This is a genomic window from Psychrobacillus glaciei (genome assembly GCF_008973485.1).
Classification (GTDB): Bacteria; Bacillota; Bacilli; order Bacillales_A; family Planococcaceae; genus Psychrobacillus; species Psychrobacillus glaciei.
This window is the reverse complement of the sequence record NZ_CP031223.1, coordinates 2,904,811-2,925,174: the sequence shown is the minus strand read 5'-3', so window position 1 is coordinate 2,925,174 and position 20,364 is coordinate 2,904,811. Positions and strand designations below refer to the sequence as shown.

The 20,364-nt window shown below is 37.0% G+C and carries 22 protein-coding genes; 11 read left to right on the top strand and 11 right to left on the bottom strand.

Features of this window, described 5'->3' with window-relative positions; translation table 11 throughout:
• Positions 1-202: 202 nt before the first annotated feature.
• The 5 genes from PB01_RS13730 (at position 203) to PB01_RS13715 (ending at position 3,644) form a co-directional block, all read left to right on the top strand.
• The gene (locus PB01_RS13730; protein WP_151700720.1) at positions 203-565 is read left to right on the top strand and encodes a HesB/IscA family protein; all 363 of its coding nucleotides are present in this window, start codon (positions 203-205) and stop codon (positions 563-565) included.
• Between the two features lie 201 nt (positions 566-766).
• Positions 767-1,978 carry an NAD(P)/FAD-dependent oxidoreductase gene (locus tag PB01_RS13725; RefSeq protein ID WP_151700719.1) on the top strand — a complete coding sequence of 404 codons (1,212 nt, stop codon included), beginning with the start codon at positions 767-769 and terminating at the stop codon, positions 1,976-1,978.
• A 72-nt stretch (positions 1,979-2,050) separates the two neighbouring features.
• Positions 2,051-2,542, top strand: coding sequence for an NUDIX domain-containing protein (locus PB01_RS13720; RefSeq protein WP_151700718.1), 492 nt, complete (start codon positions 2,051-2,053; stop codon positions 2,540-2,542).
• Between the two features lie 505 nt (positions 2,543-3,047).
• A complete protein-coding gene (locus PB01_RS21070) occupies positions 3,048-3,176 on the top strand; it encodes a YuiA family protein (RefSeq protein ID WP_192797357.1) in 129 nt (42 codons plus the stop codon).
• Positions 3,177-3,320: 144 nt separating this feature from the next.
• Complete coding sequence (locus PB01_RS13715; protein WP_151700717.1) at positions 3,321-3,644, top strand: YuiB family protein; 324 nt, start codon at positions 3,321-3,323, stop codon at positions 3,642-3,644.
• Positions 3,645-3,838: 194 nt separating this feature from the next.
• Here the strand turns inward: PB01_RS13715 and PB01_RS13710 are convergent, their stop codons facing one another.
• The gene (locus PB01_RS13710) at positions 3,839-4,315 is read right to left on the bottom strand and encodes a divergent PAP2 family protein (protein WP_151700716.1); all 477 of its coding nucleotides are present in this window, start codon (positions 4,313-4,315) and stop codon (positions 3,839-3,841) included.
• A gap of 122 nt (positions 4,316-4,437) precedes the next feature.
• Here PB01_RS13710 and PB01_RS13705 point away from each other — a divergent pair, with 122 nt between their 5' ends.
• Together PB01_RS13705 and PB01_RS13700 are read left to right on the top strand one after the other, a co-directional pair.
• Positions 4,438-5,940, top strand: coding sequence for a leucyl aminopeptidase (locus PB01_RS13705; RefSeq protein WP_151700715.1), 1,503 nt, complete (start codon positions 4,438-4,440; stop codon positions 5,938-5,940).
• Between the two features lie 59 nt (positions 5,941-5,999).
• Positions 6,000-6,293 carry a hypothetical protein gene (locus PB01_RS13700; protein WP_151700714.1) on the top strand — a complete coding sequence of 98 codons (294 nt, stop codon included), beginning with the start codon at positions 6,000-6,002 and terminating at the stop codon, positions 6,291-6,293.
• Positions 6,294-6,342: 49 nt separating this feature from the next.
• Here the strand turns inward: PB01_RS13700 and mnhG are convergent, their stop codons facing one another.
• From mnhG to PB01_RS13665, 7 genes are read right to left on the bottom strand one after another with little or no spacing between them, the layout of a single operon-like run.
• The gene (gene mnhG, locus PB01_RS13695) at positions 6,343-6,705 is read right to left on the bottom strand and encodes a monovalent cation/H(+) antiporter subunit G (RefSeq protein WP_151700713.1); all 363 of its coding nucleotides are present in this window, start codon (positions 6,703-6,705) and stop codon (positions 6,343-6,345) included.
• On the bottom strand, positions 6,689-6,970 hold the full coding sequence (locus tag PB01_RS13690) for a Na(+)/H(+) antiporter subunit F1 (RefSeq protein WP_151700712.1): 282 nt from the start codon (positions 6,968-6,970) through the stop codon (positions 6,689-6,691). The genes mnhG and PB01_RS13690 overlap by 17 nt, the downstream gene beginning before the upstream one ends.
• A complete protein-coding gene (locus PB01_RS13685) occupies positions 6,967-7,446 on the bottom strand; it encodes a Na+/H+ antiporter subunit E (protein WP_151700711.1) in 480 nt (159 codons plus the stop codon). The genes PB01_RS13690 and PB01_RS13685 overlap by 4 nt, the downstream gene beginning before the upstream one ends.
• Entirely contained in the window at positions 7,446-8,876 is a 1,431-nt protein-coding gene (locus PB01_RS13680; RefSeq protein WP_404815117.1) for a Na+/H+ antiporter subunit D, read from the bottom strand. Before PB01_RS13680 ends, PB01_RS13685 begins: the two co-directional genes overlap by 1 nt.
• A 49-nt stretch (positions 8,877-8,925) precedes the next feature.
• Positions 8,926-9,267 (bottom strand): Na(+)/H(+) antiporter subunit C, encoded by a 342-nt coding sequence (locus tag PB01_RS13675; RefSeq protein ID WP_151700709.1) that lies wholly within the window; start codon positions 9,265-9,267, stop codon positions 8,926-8,928.
• Positions 9,267-9,689, bottom strand: coding sequence for a Na(+)/H(+) antiporter subunit B (locus tag PB01_RS13670; RefSeq protein WP_151700708.1), 423 nt, complete (start codon positions 9,687-9,689; stop codon positions 9,267-9,269). Before PB01_RS13670 ends, PB01_RS13675 begins: the two co-directional genes overlap by 1 nt.
• Complete coding sequence (locus PB01_RS13665; protein WP_151700707.1) at positions 9,676-12,108, bottom strand: Na+/H+ antiporter subunit A; 2,433 nt, start codon at positions 12,106-12,108, stop codon at positions 9,676-9,678. Before PB01_RS13665 ends, PB01_RS13670 begins: the two co-directional genes overlap by 14 nt.
• Positions 12,109-12,286: 178 nt before the next feature.
• Here PB01_RS13665 and PB01_RS13660 point away from each other — a divergent pair, with 178 nt between their 5' ends.
• Entirely contained in the window at positions 12,287-12,847 is a 561-nt protein-coding gene (locus tag PB01_RS13660; protein WP_151700706.1) for a DUF5366 family protein, read from the top strand.
• Positions 12,848-13,474: 627 nt separating this feature from the next.
• Here the strand turns inward: PB01_RS13660 and PB01_RS13655 are convergent.
• Positions 13,475-14,347: a TetR/AcrR family transcriptional regulator gene (locus tag PB01_RS13655; RefSeq protein WP_192797356.1), complete on the bottom strand. Its 873-nt coding sequence runs from the start codon at positions 14,345-14,347 to the stop codon at positions 13,475-13,477.
• A gap of 145 nt (positions 14,348-14,492) precedes the next feature.
• Between PB01_RS13655 and PB01_RS13650 the strand changes: the two genes are divergently transcribed.
• Entirely contained in the window at positions 14,493-15,986 is a 1,494-nt protein-coding gene (locus tag PB01_RS13650; RefSeq protein ID WP_151700704.1) for a DHA2 family efflux MFS transporter permease subunit, read from the top strand.
• Between the two features lie 107 nt (positions 15,987-16,093).
• Here PB01_RS13650 and PB01_RS13645 read toward each other — a convergent pair whose 3' ends face one another.
• A complete protein-coding gene (locus PB01_RS13645; protein WP_151700703.1) occupies positions 16,094-17,953 on the bottom strand; it encodes a transglycosylase domain-containing protein in 1,860 nt (619 codons plus the stop codon).
• A gap of 18 nt (positions 17,954-17,971) precedes the next feature.
• Positions 17,972-19,216: an MFS transporter gene (locus PB01_RS13640; protein ID WP_151700702.1), complete on the bottom strand. Its 1,245-nt coding sequence runs from the start codon at positions 19,214-19,216 to the stop codon at positions 17,972-17,974.
• 138 nt (positions 19,217-19,354) lie between these two features.
• Between PB01_RS13640 and PB01_RS13635 the strand changes: the two genes are divergently transcribed.
• On the top strand, positions 19,355-20,110 hold the full coding sequence (locus PB01_RS13635; RefSeq protein ID WP_151700701.1) for a peptidylprolyl isomerase: 756 nt from the start codon (positions 19,355-19,357) through the stop codon (positions 20,108-20,110).
• A 16-nt stretch (positions 20,111-20,126) separates the two neighbouring features.
• Positions 20,127-20,354, top strand: coding sequence for a hypothetical protein (locus PB01_RS13630; protein ID WP_151700700.1), 228 nt, complete (start codon positions 20,127-20,129; stop codon positions 20,352-20,354).
• Positions 20,355-20,364 lie beyond the last annotated feature (10 nt).

The window sequence follows — 20,364 nt, the reverse complement described above, 5'->3', positions numbered from 1 at the left end:
CTTTTCACCCAATAACTAACTAGTTCTATTATACTTGATAGATAAGTTGAATGCTAAGTAATTATCTTCATTCATTAAACATTTATACTTACCTAAATGAAGTAAATGTTTCCGCCAATGGCACAGATTTTGTAGGTAGTATTCCTTGTCTATAAGGTAAAAATATTGATATGATATATAAAAGGAAGGAATGGTGATTCAGATGACTGAAGTTGTAATCCTATCTGAAGCGGCAGCATACCGCGTAAAAGAAATGATGACGCATAACGGAGAAGAGGGCTCCATGCTTCGTGTTGCAGTAAATGGTGGTGGGTGTAGCGGTCTTTCTTACGGCATGAGTTTTGAAAAAGAAAAACAAGAAGATGATCTAGCACTTCATCAACATGGTATCGATATAGTAGTTTCTACAGAAGATGGATCTATATTAAATGGAACTACAATAGATTATAAGGAATCGCTGATGGGCGGTGGATTTACCATCGAAAATCCCAACGCAATCGCCTCTTGTGGCTGTGGTTCTTCGTTTAGAACTGCAAAAAAAGAAGGCACCCCGGAGAACTGCTAATTTTTCTTAGTTATAATAAGTATTTCATGTGGAGTTATCTGTAAATTCAAACCTTAATAATACCGTAAGTATGTATTGAAATCATGTGATAAAAGGTCTAATATAAGAATTAAGGGTTTTTTGTCGTAAACAGGGCAAAGAACGAGCCCTGCTTATCATGGGGGTCTTCTAAAAAATATATTAAAGGTGGTTGCGATCTTCGTGAAAAGACCGACAATTCTAGTACTAGGCGCAGGATATGGTGGATTAACTACAGTAGTTAACCTTCAAAAGCTAGTAGGTGCAGATGATGCAGATATTATTCTAGTAAACAAAAATGATTACCATTATGAATCTACTTGGTTGCATGAAGCTTCTGCTGGTACATTACGACCTGACCAAGTTCGTTACGATGTAAAAGATGTTATAAATTCTAGCAAAGTAAAATTTGTGCAAGCAACAGTTGATGCGATTGATGTAAATACCAAAAAAATTGCTACTAGTGCTGGTGAATTTACATATGACTACTTAGTAATTGGTTTAGGCTTTGAAGGTGAAACATTCGGAATTACTGGCTTAGACAAATATGCACTTTCTATTGCTAATGTGAATGCAGCTCGTCAAATTCGCGATCATATTGAATATCAATTTGCAACATGGTCAACAGAAGAAGTTCGTGATGATGCACGCTTAACAATCGTTGTAGGTGGAGCTGGATTCTCAGGTATTGAGTTTTTAGGTGAATTAGGAAATCGAATTCCTGAACTTTGCAAAGAATACGATGTGCCAAAAGAAAAAGTTCGCGTAGTTTGCGTCGAAGCTGCTCCAATGGTGCTTCCAGGTTTTGATCCAGCATTAGTAGAATATGCTGTAAGACAATTAGAGTCTAAAGGAATTGAATTCTCTATTGGTACACCAGTAGTGGAAGCGACTCCAGAAGGCGTTAATATTAAAAAAGGTGAAGACGAATTTGAATTTATCAAAGCTGGTACAGTTGTTTGGGCAGCTGGAGTTCGTGGAAATCGTCTAATCGAATCTTCAGGTATTGAAAACATGCGTGCTCGCGTTAAAGTAGAAAAAGATATGCGTGCTCCTGGGTTCCCAGATGTATTCATCGTTGGTGACTGCGCACTTATGATCAATGAAGAAGTTAACCGTCCGTATCCTCCAACTGCACAAATTGCAATGCAACAAGCAGTAACGATTGCAAAAAATATTGTCGCTCTTATTAAAGGGAATGAAACAGAAGAATTCGTTCCTGCTCTTAAAGGGACAGTATGCTCTCTAGGAGAACACGATGCAATTGGTGATGTAATGGGTAAAAAAATTACTGGAACAAAAGCATCTATCATGAAAAAAGTTATCGATAACCGTGCGCTTTACATGATCGGTGGAGTTCCACTGCTGTTGAAAAAAGGTAAATTCACTTTATAATTTATATTAATTACTTTAAGCTCTCACTGTATGAATAATTACAGTGAGAGTTTTTTTAAAGGGGTTATTTATATGGCTAGAGAAGATAGAGGAAGTATTTGGCTAGGAGTAGCAGGTCTTGTTGTAAACCATCGAGGAGAGTGGCTCGTTGTTAAAAAAAGATATGGTGGACTTCATGGAAGTTGGTCATTTCCAGCAGGATTTGTAAACAAAGATGAAACGATAGATGAGGCAGTTCTGAGAGAAGTGAAGGAAGAAACAGGTGTTGAGTGTAAAGTGGAAAAAATGATTGGCTTTAGAAGTGGAGTTATTCACAATAAAATCAGCGATAATATGGCTATTTTTTTACTTGCTCCAAAAGAAAAAGACCCAATCATACAAGCACAACTTTCTGAACTATACGAAGTACAGTGGATACATCCAGAATCATTAAGATTAGATGAAAATGCCTCTGTCTTGATTCAAGAACTGGCTCATAAGAAAATAGAAGAGGGTTTTCACACAATAGAAGGCATTAATCCAGGGGATGTATTCGGTTATAGTAGCTATAAACTCTTTTTTTAAAAGAATGTAAATGAAATAGAAATACTAGAAATCTAGTATTCACTATAATCTTATAATGGCTTGATGCTATTTATTTATTACTTTTACCGTACACAATAACCATGAATTAGCGGGCAAATGATCTGAGGTGGTGGAACCTGAAAGAAATGGGTAGTATCTATTATTATAGAAGCGCTGAGCGGACGAAATTGCATCTTCGTCCGCTTTTAAAAGAATAGGAAAGTATATAATCTCTCATTAACCAAACCTAATGCACCGTGTCTCTAAAAATTTCAAGAGGGCGACGGACAAACATCCTCCATAATGGTTTTCGTTAATAGTGTAGCCAATGTTTAGTCCAAAGCACTTGGAAATTGGTGAAAACCGGTTAAACTTAAAGGACGCTTGCACTTTTCTCAATAGTAGTAGAAAAAACACAAAAATATTTTTTGTGTTTTTTGTTTACAAAAAATAAATTATATGATATATTATCTGAATATTAAAAATACAATTGGAGGCGTTTAGAATGAGATCTAAAAAGGAAGTAAATCCAAATCATTGTCCATACTGTAAGGGAGAAGGTTATTTTCAACTAAGATTAGGGGGATCTGAAACTTGCAGTTGTTGCAATGGATCAGGCAAAAAAAGACGGTAACTTTATTTAGGTGCATATGCACACACAGTGCCTTTTAAGCCAAGGTGTAATTGATTATGACAAATAAGTGAAATTGAACAAGTACATTGAATACTAGCCTCCGTTAAGGTAAACTATTTAAAGATGCTACGGAGGTAATAGATTATGGACTTTATGATCGTACAAATGATACTTTCAGTTCTTATATTTTTTGTGATGTTTTTCGGAATCGCCTTCTTATTGAATATGCTTTTACGAATGACTTGGTTTATGGCAGTTCTTTATCCAATAGTAGTAATTCTCATTATTGATGAGGTACGCTTTTTTGATTACTTTACGAAAACAGGAACTGCGTTTTCTGCTTTAGGGCATAAAATTGTTTCTCTACATGCTGCGGATATCATCATATTATCTAGTGGATTAGTGGGAGCAATTGCAGCTGGCTTTGTGATGAAATATCTTCGTAAAAATGGATATCAAATGTTCTAAAAGAAAAAGGATAACTCCGCTAAAGAGTTATCCTTTTTCTGTTTATTTTTTTATAACTGTCTTTTATATAGATGTTACATCTTAGAAAAAAGATTTGTAAAAAACGAGAGCCCTCACTTGGTTAAGCGAGAGCAATATCATACACTCGAGAATTGGTAATGACAAGGAGTACTTTAAGGTCGCTTTCGTTTGTCTTATACCAAAGTGTTATATATGACAATTGAAATTGCAATACCTGTAAGTGCTCCCATTAAAACTTCAATTGGTTTATGACCTAGCAAGGTTTTTAACTCTTTCATCTTATCCTCATTTTTCTTTTGTGCCCATCCCTTTGTTTGCTCAACAAATGTTTGAAAATCTGCCCGCATTTGATTGATGATTATGGCATGTTGTCCTGCTTGAAAACGGACACCAGTAGCATCAAACATGACGATTACAGCAAAAACGGTAGCCACTGCGAAAAGTGGAGAATCTAAGCCTGATTCAAATGCAATTGCAGTACAAAGCGAAGTAACAGCAGCTGAGTGAGAACTAGGCATTCCACCGGTGGAAGTGAATAATTTCCAATCTAGTTTCTTTGTCATTAAAAAATGAATCGGAATTTTCACAAACTGGGCAAAGAAAATAGAAAAAAGTGCCGCCAATAATGGAGTATTTTGGAGGATTGCCAAAGTAGACACCGCCTTTCATCTTAAATATTCAGTAAGACTAGTATAACACATTCAAACTATTCGAAAAATGTATCTTCTTCCTATATAATTAATATGTATCCGAATTACTAGGAGGAAAAATAATGATTATTAGTACAAATGCTGTTTTATTCGAGGAAATTCAATCCGAAACATTGGTGGTCGCTGTTTCCAAACATGTAGAAAATACAAGCAATTGGAGCGATTTCTTAGAAAGTTTTGGCGCACATATTATGGATTGGTTGAAGAGCGGGGATATTTCTTCTGATCTTAAAAAGATTGTAAAAGTACCTGTTGCAAATAAAGATGGTGTTAAGAGAATTCTTTTTGTTGGAATTGGAGATCGTAAACAATTAACACAAGAGAATATCCGCGAAATTTTTGGTCTGGTTGGAAAAGAACTTTTAACAAGCAAGCCAGAATCATTAGCAATTTGGGTTCCTTCCTTCACAACAGAAACTATCTTGGATGCTGATGTAGCTTATTTGGCAGCTGAAGGGCTTGGTATGGGTTCTTTCACTTATGAAGGTTACAAAACAACTTCTAATGTTCCCGATTATTATTTATCAGCTATTGAACTATTAACAAATGAAGATGAGGAAGAAGTTGTTTCTTATTTTGAAGTAGGAACTATTTATGCTGATGCTGTAAATGAAGCTAGAATATTAGTGAATACTCCTGGAAACGTACTTACCTCTACGCAATTAGGGGAATACGCAAGAGAACTTGGTAATACATATGAGTTCGAAACAGAAATTTTAGGTAAAAAAGAAATTGAAGAACTTGGCATGGGGGCTCTTCTCGCTGTTAACCAAGGATCTGTTGAAGAACCACGATTAATCGTATTAAAGTATCAAGCAACCGAAAAGTGGGAAGATGTAGTTGCTTTAGTAGGGAAAGGCATCACATTTGATACCGGTGGCTATTCTATTAAAACGAAGACAGGTATTGTTGGGATGAAAGGGGACATGGGTGGCGCAGCAGCTGTACTAGGTGCAATGCAAATTATTGGAGAGCTTCGTCCAAACAAAAACGTACTCGCAGTTATTGCATCTACTGATAACATGATATCTGGAAATGCTTTTAAACCAGATGATGTCATTACATCTATGAGCGGTAAAACAATTGAGATTTTAAATACTGATGCAGAAGGTCGTTTAGTTTTAGCCGACGCAGTAACATATGCAAAACAACAAGGTGCCGACTATATAGTGGATGTTGCGACATTAACTGGAGGAGTCATAACTGCACTTGGATACGATAAAACTGGCGCATTAACAAATGATGAAGCGTTTTTTGAAACGTTTATGGAATCTTCCATCGAAACGGGTGAATTTACATGGAGATTACCTTTAACTGAAAATGATAAAAAACGTATTCGTAAAAGTGATGTTGCGGATCTTAATAATTCACCAGGCGGAGATGGCCATATGATTTTTGGTGGTGGATTTGTTGGAGAATTTGTAGAGAATACACCATGGATTCATTTAGACATCGCTGGAACATCTGATACAAAGTCTGCTCATGATTTCGGTCCTAAAGGCGGAACAGGTGTAATGGTTCGAACGCTTGCAACGCTGATTGAACGAATGGCAGAAGAAGAGTAGGGCAAACGCACAGGCTCACTTTCCCAAGTGGAATACACTGAGAGGAAAGGAGGAGAAGTATGGTTAGATTTCGGGGTGGTTTTAGAGGTCCCGGTTTTGGAGGTCGTGGTTTTGGAGGTGGAGGTTTTAGAGGTCGCGGTTTTGGATTTGGGGGTCCTGGTTTCGGTTTCGGCGGCTTCGGAAGTCCATTTGTAGGGGGCTTAGTTGGAGGTCTTGTAGGTTCTTCATTAGTAGGGGGATTTGGAGGATACGGAGGATACGGATACGGAGGATATCCAGTTTACCAACCTTATCCTGTTTATCAACCTTATCCATACCAATACCCAACTTATTATAATGGTGGTTATTACTAAAAAACAAAAGCTTTTGCAACCGCAGTATTTGCGGATTGCAAAAGCTTTATTATTTTTCAAGTTCTCTTTTTTTCTTTACAACTTCTGCAAGATCATCTCGTACAGATTTATCCCACATTTTCACTCCAGAAATATAAGCAGCCCTACCCATCATATGGCCTCCAACTGGTCCAGTGACAAAAAGAAAGACAATTCCAAGTAAAATACGAGAGTTAAAGCTTCCTTCATTCAACCAAAAGTGAAAAAAAACTCCGAGTAAAATACTCATGACACCAAGTGTCGCACTTTTTGATGCCGCATGTGCTCGTGAATACGCATCCGGAAGACGTATTAACCCAATTGCAGTTACTAAGATAAAGATTGTTCCAAAAGAAATCGTAGCAATGATAAGAATATTAGCTATTACGGTCACGTTGAATAATTACTCCCTTCTCCGTGAATTTAGAAAAAGCAACAGTTCCAATGAAGGAAAGAATCGCTAAGAGCAAAATAACATCTAAGAAATATCCTGTATCAAAAAGGATGGATATGAGCCCGATCAACGAGATTATCCCAACCCCAATAGCATCTAGGGCAATTACACGGTCAGGAGTTGTAGGTCCTTTCACAAGGCGATATAAAAAACCTAAAAGTGAAATGCCAATAAGTACGACGATTACCCAAAGAAAAGTAGTCATGATTTGCTCACCTCCAATATTGCCTTTTCGAACGTGTTTTTAATGGAATTAATGGCATCATCTACGTTATCAAAATCAATCGAATGAATATAAAGAGTTTTATTATCATCCGAAATATCAATGACAATTGTGCCTGGTGTTAGTGTGATAAGGCTGGACAATAGTGTAATTTCCCAGTCTTTTTCAAGGACAGTAGGCATTGCAAATATAGCTGGACGAATTGGCATTTTCGGTTTAATGATTAACAGCAAAACGGCGATATTTGATAATGTTAGCTCTTTTAAAAATAAAATAACGAGCTTAATAACTGCCCAAATTCTATCCAAATAAAATCTGGAAGAAAAAGATTTTCGTAGCATCCACAGCATTAATAATCCAAGTAAATAGCCTACGATAAACGTTGTTGGTTTAAATGATACGGATAAAAACATCCAAGTTAGAGCGATTACTACATTTAATAATATTTGAAAAGCCATTATTTCACCCCTTTAAATACTGCATCCGTATATACGGCAGGGTCTAGTAATACGGTAGTTGCGTCCTTCATAAATGGAACTACAAATTCTGAACCAACCCCATATAAAACTGTGATAACAACTAAACAAATTGTCGGAGCTAATAAATGACGATACGTTTTTGGGCTAATCTCCTGTACAACTTTCTCTTCACCCCAGAATGCATAGATGAAAATACGAATGACGGAAAGTAAAACGACTAAGCTAGAAGCAAGAATGAAAATACTTTGCCAAATATGACCGTCTTCAATCCCCCCTTGGACAATTAAAAGTTTGCCTAAAAATCCACTTAAAGGAGGAATCCCAGCAAGTCCAAACGCTGCAACTAAATAACTCCATGCTAATGTTGGGTAACGTTTCATAAGTCCACCCATTTTACGCAAATCGGATGTGCCGGTAATTTTGATCACTATACCAATTAATAAAAATAATGCACCTTTTATTAAAATATCATGGATTAAATAAAACATAGAACCAAGCATCCCATTTTCATTCATAATAGATGCTCCAAATAATATGACACCAACCGCTATAACAATATTATAAATAATAATTTGCTTTACATCGAAGTAAGCAAGTGCGCCTATACATCCTGCAATGATTGTGATGATAGAAATAATCATGAGAAGTTCATGAGTAAATCCAATATCAGTTGTGAAGAACAATGTATACGTCCGTATAATCGCATAAACTCCTACTTTAGTTAATAACGCCCCAAATAGAGTGAGTATTGGCATTGGTGGGGCTGCATATGACCCTGGTAACCAAAAGAACAGAGGGAAGATAGCGCCTTTAATACCAAATACGATGAGGAACAGTACAGCTATTACGGTGATAATACCTGCTTGACCAATTTCCGCAAGTTTGATAGAAATATCAGCCATATTCAATGTACCCACAACGGAATATAAGTACCCTACCGTAATAACAAAAAGGGAAGAGGACACGATATTCACAAGTATGTACTTAATAGATTCTCTTAATTGCCCTTTTTCTCCCCCTAAAACGATGAGTACATAAGAAGACATTAACAGTACCTCAAAGAAGACGAACATATTAAAAATATCACCTGTAGTAAAAGCACCGTTTACGCCAGTTAACATGAACATAATTGCAGGGTAGTAAAATGCCTTCTCCCGGTCCTCTCCAATAGAAGTAAAACTGTACCAGACAACGAATAGTGCAATGATAAGGGAAGATGTTACTAATAATACAGAGAGCATATCCGAAACCATCGTGATTCCAAATGGAGGAGCCCAGCTACCTAGTGTAAGTGTTTGAACGCCATCTGATTTTACTTTTATTAAGAGCGCTATTGTTGATGTTAGTGCCAATAAGAGTCCAATCATCACAGTTATTCGCTGAGCTTTCACTTTTTTCGGGAAAAACAATAAAATAGCTGCAAAAAGGAACGGGATGAGGACTGGAAATAATAATAAATTAATCATTGTCTTCTGTTCCTTTCATTAATTCCATATTGTCTGTACCAAGTTCCTTGTATGTACGATAGGCAAGCACTAAAGAAAAGGCAGTAACGCCAAAACTGATTACGATCGCCGTTAATATTAAAGCTTGTGGAATTGGATCGACATAGTCGGTAACTCCGTCTGTTAATACGGGAGCAGCTTTTCCATTTAAACCGCCCATTGTTATAAGCAAGAGATGTGTTCCGTGACTTAACAAGCCAGTGCCGATAATAATGCGAAGCAAGCTTCTGGAAAGGATTAAATAAACGGCAGCCATGAAAAGAAAGCCGATTAAAATGGACATTAATATTTCCATTATTCATCTCCTCCGATCATTTGAATAATGGTCATTGTGACTCCGACAACAACTAAGTAAACACCCGTATCAAAAAACATTGCCGTATGAATCGACGTTACCCCAAGAAGCGGTAAGTTGAAATCGCTATATACATGCGTAAAGAAAGGAACATTAAAGAAAATAGAACCAGCTGCCGTTGCGAGGGAGGTTAACAATCCAATTGCGGTCACGACTGTGTAGTTCACTGGCAGCATTTCTTTCACCGTTTTTAAGTCAAATGCAAGTAGTAATAAAATGATGGCACTTGACATTAATAATCCCCCAACAAATCCTCCGCCTGGTGCATAGTGCCCTGCAAAAAAGATATGAATGGAGAATAGAAAAATAATGAAAAAAACTACTTTGGTAGTCGTTTGAATAATTAAATCATTTGTTTTCAACTTTTCTATCTCCTTTCTTTTTTGCAAGCCTCAGAGTAATCATTCCAATAATTCCAAGTGATGCAATCGTCAATACACTTATTTCGAACAATGTATCAAATCCACGATAATCTACTAAAATGACGTTGACGATATTTTTACCACCAGCCTCTGTATAAACAGTATCTTTATAATACTGAGAGATGGAAGGAATAAGTTTTTGAGAGTGCGATGAAATAGCGATTAATGTAACCATCACACCTACTCCAAGAGCGATAAGAAAGTTACCTAAACGGAAACCACGATCTTCTATTCCTTTTTCATGTGTATTCATTTTCGGTAAATGATAAAATGCACCTAAAAATAAAGCGACAGAAACTGTTTCTATTACTAATTGTGTTAAAGCTAGATCAGGGGCTTTAAATAGTATATAGAACAAGGCAACTGTGTAGCCTACTGCTCCAAGTGCGATTATCGCAGTTAATCTTGACTTAGTAACCAAAATAGTTACAGTACTAACGATTAAAATGATGGAAATTAGTATTTCAAAGAAACGAATAGGTGCTAGGTTGTCCAAACTAATAGTGAATGCATCTTTTAGCCACATCGTTCCACCAAGCAATACAATGATTGCAGTGAACATGTATACAAAGTAGGAGCGAATAGAGCCTGTCATATAAATAGATGAGAAACGATTAGCTCCTCCTTCTGTAAGTCGGGTCAATCCCTCATACATATTATTTAACGTAAATTTAGATGGAAGCTTTTCATAAACTGGAGACCATTTTGGAATCGTTTTAAATAATATAAAACCAACTAAAAATATTCCAAGCGTCATATATAATGCAGTGGAGTGAAACCCGTGCCAAGCTTTAATCGTAAATCCAACATCTGCTGGAACTTGGTAAGCTAAAGGTTGAATGGCTGCTACTGCCGGTTTAATAAATGTACGTCCAACAAAATTTGGGACAAAGAATATAACTACGACAAGTGTAGCTAATATTCCAGGAGATATAAGCATTCCTATTGGTGCTTCGTGGGCAGCTTTTGGTAACTGCTCCGGTTTATGTTTTCCACGGAATGTATGGAGAACAAAATACAAGCTATAAACAAATGTAAATACGCTTGCAATCCACGCAACTATAGGGAACAAAATACCCCAAGATTCCATTGCGGAAAGATCAAAATGTTGTAAATTGAGAACAGCATCTAAAAACATTTCTTTACTCAAAAATCCGTTAAACGGTGGAACTCCTGCCATTGACAAGCTTCCGATTAATGCAATCGTAAAGCTGATAGGCATTAAACTCATAAGACCGCCAAGTTTTCGGATATCTCTTGTACCGGTTTCATGATCCACTATCCCCGCAATCATGAACAAACTCCCTTTAAAAGTTGCATGATTGATAAGATGAAAAATTGCTGCAAACGTTGCAAATGTAAATGTAGTTACTAAATCACCAGTAACATGATAAGCAACTGAGCCAATTCCTAGTAGGGACATGATTAAACCAAGCTGACTAACTGTAGAAAAAGCAAGTATCGCTTTTAAATCTGTTTGTTTGATTGCAAAGAAAGAACCCCAAAATAGTGTGAGAATACCAACTCCAGTTACAAGCCAAACCCAAACTTCAGAAAATGCGAAAATAGGAGTAAAACGTGCGACTAAATACAATCCTGCTTTGACCATTGTTGCGGAGTGTAAATATGCGCTAACGGGAGTAGGAGCTTCCATGGCATCAGGCAACCAAATGTAAAATGGGAACTGTGCAGATTTTGTAAAAGCTCCAAGTAACACTAGTACAAGTGCCAATACAAAAAGATCTCGTCCAGCAAGGGTTGGCGCTTGTGCAATCAGTTCACGAATAGAAAAAGTGTCTCCAATGATTCCAAGAATTAAAAAACCTCCCAGCATCATAAGGCCACCAAATACCGTGATCATCATTGATTTTAAGGCCCCAAAACGAGAGCGATCTCTCGTATACCAATAGCCAATTAGAAGAAAAGAGGATATGGACGTTAATTCCCAAAAGAAGTACAAGCTGATTAAATTGTCCGATTGAACGACTCCTAGCATTGCACTCATAAAAATTAATAAGTATACGTAGAAGTTACCAAGCTTTTCTTTTTTCTTATCCAAATAAAAAATCGAGTAAAGCACAACTAATGCTCCAATACCCGTAATTAGTAAGGAAAAGAGTAAACTCAATCCGTCTATGTATGAAACAAATGAGATTCCAAGGGATGGAATCCAAGGAAGGACGTCCATATGAGTGGTTCCACCCATAATAGAAGGTATGTACGTCGCATAAAAACAAACGAGGATTACAGGAACGATTAAGACAAACCATCCTGTATGAATGCTTGAAATTTTCTTAAATAGAAAAGGAATCACCAGTGCAACAACAATAGGCATGAATATTGCGAAAACTAAGGGCAATTGAATCCTCCTTTCAAAAGTATGTATTTAAATGCATCTCTAAAATTATAACGTAAAAATGGAGTAATTGCATGGCGAAAGGTTGAACGCTACTTGCAGAATGCCCCTTTTCTCCGATATGATAAAGAAAAGCTTTCTTAACTATTAAATAAGAAAGAATAGAGTTAGAGGAGCGGCTATGAAAAACCCATATGTGTTTGGATTTTTACCCTTAATTACCATATTATTATTCAGTTTATCTATTTCTATTTTGACAATGAATAAAGCATTAGATCTCTTCAAAGTTATTGGTGTATATAGCGGAATGAGAGAATTTCTTTCAGAACTAGAGTTAAAATTATTCTTACTCATTATTTTTGCACTCATTTATTTTATGCTTTTTTCTGCATTAAAACTAATTGCTGAAACAATTCATGAGCTGGGAATGTTATTCTTCTCGAAAGATTTAGAGGGAAAAACCATTTCCCAAGCACGAGGCGGTTATGTCATTTTTTTCGTAGGATCGGTTATTTCGGCTATTGGATTTCAATCCCTTCCAATATTGCTTCTAGTCTTTCTATCGACAGCTTTCATCTATTTCGTTTATGTCGTCTTTAAGTTGAGCAGTTCGATGAGTATGCTAGGGACAGTTGGTTTAATCATGTTCGAGATACTAGTTTGGAGCCTTTTTTTAGCATTAGTAATCTATGTAATTATTAAACTATATAATGGGGTCATGGCAAGCTTACCATTTCTGTAACAAGACATAGACGGATAAGCGACTTATTAACCGCTAGGATTTCCGCTTTCCGTGGGGGAGCGATGAGCCAGCACCGTCGCATTAGCGCCGCTTGTGATGGCTCATCTATCTCCGAGGAACGAAGGCTAAGAGCGCCACATCGTGTGGCAACGCCTTCGTGACCAACATCCTGTTGGCCTCTGTCTGGAGTCGCCACCTGCCGCTCCAATATTAAGAAGTTTGCTAACTAATCAGTGCGATTATCCTACAATATTAAGGCATATGCTCAACTTTGAAATAGTGCACTATTAATAGGCGCATCTCATGTCAAGTAAAGGATTTATCAAGAGATGTTTGTCGCGCTCGGAATAGGTTTTGTCGCTTTCAAAGGGTAGTATATCGCGTTCATCACCTGTTTTGTCTCATTCATTCATTCATTTATTGGATTTTTTTAGAAAATGAGGATACTTAGTGCCGGAGCGCGCCTGGCCGCATGAGCCGAAGGATGAGACCCACTCGGGCATAGCACGAGTTGGCTCATGTAAGGTGCTTCAAGCGCAGAGGCATACTGCGCACTATTTCTAAAATATAATTTGTTGGTTAACTTTAGTTAGTTCACATATGTTATTAGGAATAATTAGCTAATCATTAGACGTATCTTTTTAATTGACTAACGATATTATTCAGTTCATGCTCTTTTCCAATAAAGTCCAGCAAAGCATGAATAAGAATGGACTTAGGTGCCTCTTTTTTAAGTTCCTCCTGAAGCAAAGCTATCGCATCGCTTAGCTCCACTTTTCGGAAATTTGTTATAGGAAGCTCTTTAACGGTGGATAATAAGTTTCCAAGCAAACTTGTTCGATATTCTTCGACTGGAATTGATTTTTCTGCTATCTCATATTTCATATAGTTGTCCATTAAAGAATTTTGCAAGATCGGCTTTGTTTTCTTCTGTACGATACATTCGGCTAGTTCTTCGATTCGATCAGCGATATAAACCGCAATATTTCTGCTATTCAGCGGTTTGTTTTCGTATAGTACAAGGAAAATAAATTCCCTTGCGATCCCGTTATACATGACAACTAAATCCCAAATATTAGGGTGCACTATTTCTCCCAAAAATCGAGTCAAGCTCTCCTTACTATATTTTAGGTGATTTGCTCTTAAACGAAGAAAGTACGGGGCAAAATGTCCTTTTGAGGTGTTCATTTTTTTAATATCATGCATAATAAATTTATTATTTAGGAAAAATTCGAAATGACATTCGGTTTCGAGAATAAATACCTCCCGCGAGTTTAGAGTTGCATCAGCTCGAATGTTTTCGATTTTGGTGTACATAGCCATCTGTTGCGAATCGTGAAAAGCTATATATAAATCTTCTTTAGATTGGAAAAATTTATATAAGGACCCTTTGGCAATTCCACAGTCATCCGCAATTTCTTGAATGGAAGTAGCTGCAAAGCCATTCTCTGAAAAATGTCGTGTAGCAGATTCTATAATATTTTGTCTGATAATGCTCAAGGTTTTTCTCCTTTTAAAAAATATTTGACATTGAAGTGAAAAAAAGTAGAATATAAAAGTAACGTTTGACTCTGTAGTTTTATAAAAAAACTATAGGTCAATAGTAAAACGTTCATCACATCTGGTCAAGGAAAGGAATTAACTTATGTCAACACAAAATACTGCTTCGGAAGCACCACAGCCGGAGTTTTCAGTAAAGGCACTTATTCTGCCTCTTATGGCCGTAATTATAGGGATGATTATGGTTATTCTGGATAGCACGGTCGTTAATGTCGCAATTCCCAATCTGCAGGCATACTTCGATACTTCGCTTAAAACGATCCAATGGACAATAACTGGTTATACGCTATCCCTTGCGGCAGTTATTCCGCTTGCTGGCTGGTTAACTGATAAGTTCGGGGCAAAGCAAGTTTTTCTAACGACAATTGCTTTATTCACAGTTGGCTCGGTTCTTTGTTCTCTCGCTCAGACATCGGAACAGCTCGTTCTTTTCCGTGTTATTCAAGGACTTGGCGGCGGAATGGTTTCACCTATAGGAATGGCTATGATCTTTAAACTTTCTCCTCCTGATAAGAGGGGATCTGTAATGGCTATGCTTGGAGTTCCTATGCTTCTTGCACCTGCAACGGGCCCAATTTTGTCAGGCTGGCTTATTGGTATTGCATCATGGCACTGGATATTCCTTATTAACCTGCCAATCGGAATTGCAGCATTATTAGTTGGTTTGAAGTATTTGCCAACTATTGAGCGACATAAAACCCCAGCTCTTGATGTTTGGGGGATGATATTGGCACCGATTGCCTTCTCCATGCTTGCGTTCGGTATGAGTGAAGGTGGTTCGGATTGGACTTCTACAAGAACATTAACCGGATTAATCGTTGGTGGTGTCGCACTTGCTTTGTTTATTTTCGTGGAACTTCGTCAGAAACAACCACTTCTTGAGCTTCGTGCATTTGGTTCAACTGATTTCACAAGAGGTGTAATCTTAACTTGGATTTCTCAAGTTGCGCTAATGGGCTCCATTCTGATGGTTCCTTTGTTCTTGCAAAATCTGCTAGGTTATACACCATTGGAAAGCGGATTAACAACTCTTCCGATGGCACTTGCTTCTGTTGTATTTATGCCAATTGGAGGGAAGCTATTTGATAAAGTAGGGGCTCGTCCGTTAGCTTTTGTTGGATTAATTATTATAACAACTGCTTTATTCTTATTATCTAAAATCGACCTTGACAGCACTAGGACTACATTGATGCTGCCGCTAGCTATGATGGGATCCGGTATGGGATTATCGATGATGGCACTTAATACACATGTATTAAATTCCGCTCCTCGTAAACTTGTTAGTCGGATAACACCGCTTACAACAGCTACTCAGCAAGTCGTGATGTCTTTCGCAATTGCTGGATTAACAGGTTTCTTAACTTCTAGAACAACTCACCATATGGTTGAAGCAGGAGCTAACGCTAACTTGGCCCAAAGTTCCGCATCTGCGTTCGGCGATATTTTCTTTCTTACCTCTTGTATAGCTGCATTTGGTATACTCATGAGTCTAACCCTGCGCAAACCGCGTTTGAAGGACGATCAGGAAGAGGATAATGATGAAGAGAAACCGGATGCAACTATGATGATGGGGCACTAAAATGTATGCTTCCCATAAAGGTATGTGTAGCTAAATTTTACCTGCCTACTTTTTAGCAAGTAGTGATTATATCTAAAATAAAAGAAGCTACGGATTCGTAGCTTCTTTTATTCGTTCGTCATAATTTCATTGAAGATTGCATGATGAATCTTTTTCGATTCAATTGGCTTCATATTCTGAGGCATATCATAACCTATCCATACAGCAGATGTATACCTACCTGAAAGTCCCGCGATCCAGTAGTCATGAAAATCATTTGTAGTTCCAGTTTTGGCACCTACATAAGGAGAGGAAATAGTTATCCCTTTGCCTGTCCCATTTTGTACAACATCAGCAAGTAATCCTCTCATTGTTTGGACCGTTTTAGGAGACCAAACTTCTGTTTTTTCTTCATTCCATTCATATAAAACTTTCCCACTTGTATCGGTTACTTTGCGAATTGCATGAGCAGGTTTATACATGCCGTTTATAAAACTAGTGTAGCCATCCGCCATTTCTAATACAGTAACGCCATTTGTTAATCCACCTAATGCAGCAGCATACGAATGGTCTTCTTTTGTTATATGGTCAAATTGAAACTGACTTAGTTTAGCAAAAGCATTGTCAATTCCTACAGTTTCTAACAATCGAACAGCTGGGGTGTTATGGCTTAAACGGAATGCTTGCTTAATGGTTACATATCCATATACTGCTCCACCATAGTTTTTTGGACAATAATTACCTATACATAGTTTTCCACCATTAATCGTATTGTTTGGAGTAAGTGTTGTTGTTTCAAACACGGGTGCATAAACCAGTAATGGTTTAAGTGCTGATCCTGGTTGTCGAACTGCTTGATAAGCACGATGGAAATCGAACTTTTTATAATCTTTTCCACCAAATAGGCTAATAATTTCGCGCGTATCATTGTTAATGACAACCGATGCAGCTTGCAAGTCAGGTGTTTTAGATAGTAATTGGTTTATATACTTTTCATCGTTTTGTTGTTTAACTGGGTTCAGAGCCGTGTGAATTGTAACTCCTTGTGCAATAATTTCGTTTACTTTCGATTGCAGTTCATTTTCAAAAATAAGTTTTTGCTGCTCATTTTGGGCTGTGCTCATTTTTTCAGTGTAGTCTTCATTATTGGAGATAAGATTTTTTAATTCTTCTAACACATACGTGCTATAAGCAGGGAACAATTGTTTTTTTGATTTTGTATGTAGAACAATGGGCTCGGCTTTTAATGCTTCTCCATGCTTTTTAGGTATTTTTTCATTCTTCACTAATACATCTATGAGCAATTCTTGCCGTTTTTTTGTAGCTTCAAAATGTTCTAGAGGATTATAAATTGTTGGGTTGTTTGGAATTGCACTCACAAAGGCAAGCTCTGCTTCAGATAACTTGTTTAATGGTTTGCCAAAATAATACGTTGCAGCTGCACCGATTCCGTATACTTGGTTACTAAAATATATTTCATTTAAATAGTTTGTTAATATTTCTTCTTTTGTAGCTTGCTTTTCCAATTCATAAGCATAGACAAGTTCGATTACTTTTCTTTCATATGTCTTTTCGGTCGATAAATATCGAAGCCTTACTAATTGTTGGGTAATCGTACTCGCTCCTTGATCTTTTGCGTTGGCGGTAGCATTGGCAAATAAGGCGCGAAAAATCGCACTAAAATTAAATCCAACATGGTTGTAAAATTCAACATCCTCACTTTGAATGAACAACTCTTGTACAAACAAAGGGATGGACTGAAGTGGAAGTGGATTTCTCCATTCCACATAATCCTCCGAAAAAATATGGTCATTTTCATCTAATAAAATAACAGGAGAAGATAAAGTAGGACTAGAGAGTTGAATGGACTGAGCTAAATCATCTTGAAAGGAAGATGCCGACAACAATTCAGAATGGATGAAGGAGTACAATATCCATATCATCGGTAAGCATATAATGACGAGTAAAAACCCTATTACTTGGCGCATTTTTTTGACTCCAATTCCTTATGAACTAGTTGTTTTTTCGTGCAGTTCTTCTTCTTCTAATAATACCTCTTCAAAATCTTGGGTGGGTTTTTTTCTTGCAAAATAAATGATAAAAAATGCAATTAGAAATAAAGCGCCAGTTACATAGAAAACGGAAGAAATTCCGATATATCCACTGATGAATCCACCGAACATAGGTCCAATAATATTTCCTAAAAACCGAAAACTTGTATTATAGCCCATTAATTCACCTTGTACTTCGATAGGTGCTTCTCTTCTAATAAGTGCAGTTGTAATAGGAATTAGTCCACCCGAAGCAATACCAAATAGAAGTCGGAGACCAATTAGTTGCCATAAATCAGTTACAAAAGCCATTGGAACAATGAAAACGAAAGCAATTATAAGAAGTGCAGATAACACTTTTTCGTATCCAATTGAATCGCCTAGTTTTCCCCAAACTCTTGCAAATAATAAGCTTCCTACTCCTGTTGCACTAAAAGTTATTCCCGCGAGGAAAGCGACTTCATTGGAATTTGTTAAATGAGAAACGTACAAAGATAAGAGTGGTTGAATACTAAATAAACCGATTTGTATAAGGGTAGTGATCATTAACACATTTAATATTAAACGGTGATGAAAAATACCCGAAATAACCGTTCTTCGTGAGTATTCGTGATCCCCTTTTTTCTTCTCTCTTCTCAATTCTTTCACACCGAAAATAACAAGTATTGCTGCTGCTGTTACAGCACTTGATGTAATGATAAACGTATATTGAAATCCAAACGTATCTGCTAAGAAACCACCAATTACTGGACCAAATAAAGTTCCAGAGACACTACCCATTTGAAGAGTTCCCATTGTTTTTCCGGCAATATTTTTAGGAGTTTGTGAACTAATAAATGCGAGTGAAGTAGGGATAAATCCAGTAACAATACCCATAAATAAGCGAAGCACAAAAAAAGCTTCCACGGAGTGAACGAATCCCATTAAAAGTACGCTGATGGCTATGCCGAAACCATTTATAATGAGAATAGGCTTGTACCCATATTTGTCCGCCACTCTTCCCCATATAGGAGACATAATGAATGCCGAAACAAAAGTAGCCCCAAATATTAAACCTGCCCATTTTTGGGTATATGCATCCGAAAAGTCACCCATTGTTTTAATATATAAAGATAAAAACGGCATAATCATCGTCATCGTTCCAGATACTAAAAAGTTGGAAAAAAACATAATCGTAAAATTTCTTTTCTGTACGCTCATCGAAATCCCTTCTTTCTATTTGATGCGTACTTTCTAGTTCTCCTTATTATAGGACATTTCGTGAAGCTAAGAAAGTTAGATACTTTTTCACTGAAAAACACTTTTCATTATGTTAAACTAATTTGGGGTGAATGATTCATGAAGAAAATTATTTTTGTATTTTTAATAATTGCTGTATTGAGCTTAAGTGCGTGCGGGAAAAAAACTACTGAAATGCAAAAAGATGCTCCGGCAACAGAGAGTGAAACAGAAACAAGTGTAGAAAAGACAAAAGACAAAAAAAACGCACAAGAAGGAGAGAAAGCAATGTATCCACAACTTTCAACAGAAGTTGCTTCCAACGAAGCATTAGTTATTATGAACACATCAAAGGGAGCAATAAAAATTAAGTTATTTCCTGAACTTGCACCTAAAACAGTTGAAAACTTTTTAACACATGCAGAAAACGGTTATTACAACGGTATTATTTTCCATCGCGTAATTGAGGATTTCATGATTCAAGGTGGAGATCCAACAGGAACTGGAATGGGTGGAGAAAGTATTTACGGCAATGAATTTGAAGATGAATTTTCTATGAACCTTTTTAATTTTAGAGGGGCTCTTTCAATGGCTAATGCTGGTCCCAATACAAACGGAAGTCAATTTTTTATCGTCCAAGCATCGGAGGCACCTGCTACTGTAGAACAATTGAAATCAAAAGGTTGGCCGGATGAGATTGCGGAAGCATATGAAAAAATTGGTGGAACTCCACAATTGGATCAGAAGCACACTGTATTTGGACAAGTTATTGATGGAATGGATGTTGTCGACCAAATCGCAGCAGCGGAAAAAGATGCACATGACAAACCATTAGAAGATATTAAGATTGATTCGATAGAAATCGTGCAAAAATAAGTAGGGAAGTGTTGGGATGTTCCATTTTTTACAGCTAGGCTTTTTATATCTGTACTTTCCAGAAGATAAAACAGAATATATTCCTGTAGTGATTGAATTGCTAGCACTCATAGGAGTTTGCGTCCTATTATTTAGATGGTTAATAAAAAAGTCTAATAAAGATGCAGAGAAAGCTAGAGAAATAGAAACAAAAGTAATGCAAGCGAAAAAAGAACAATTGGAAAAGGATTCAACTCAAAGCTGAGTTGAATCCT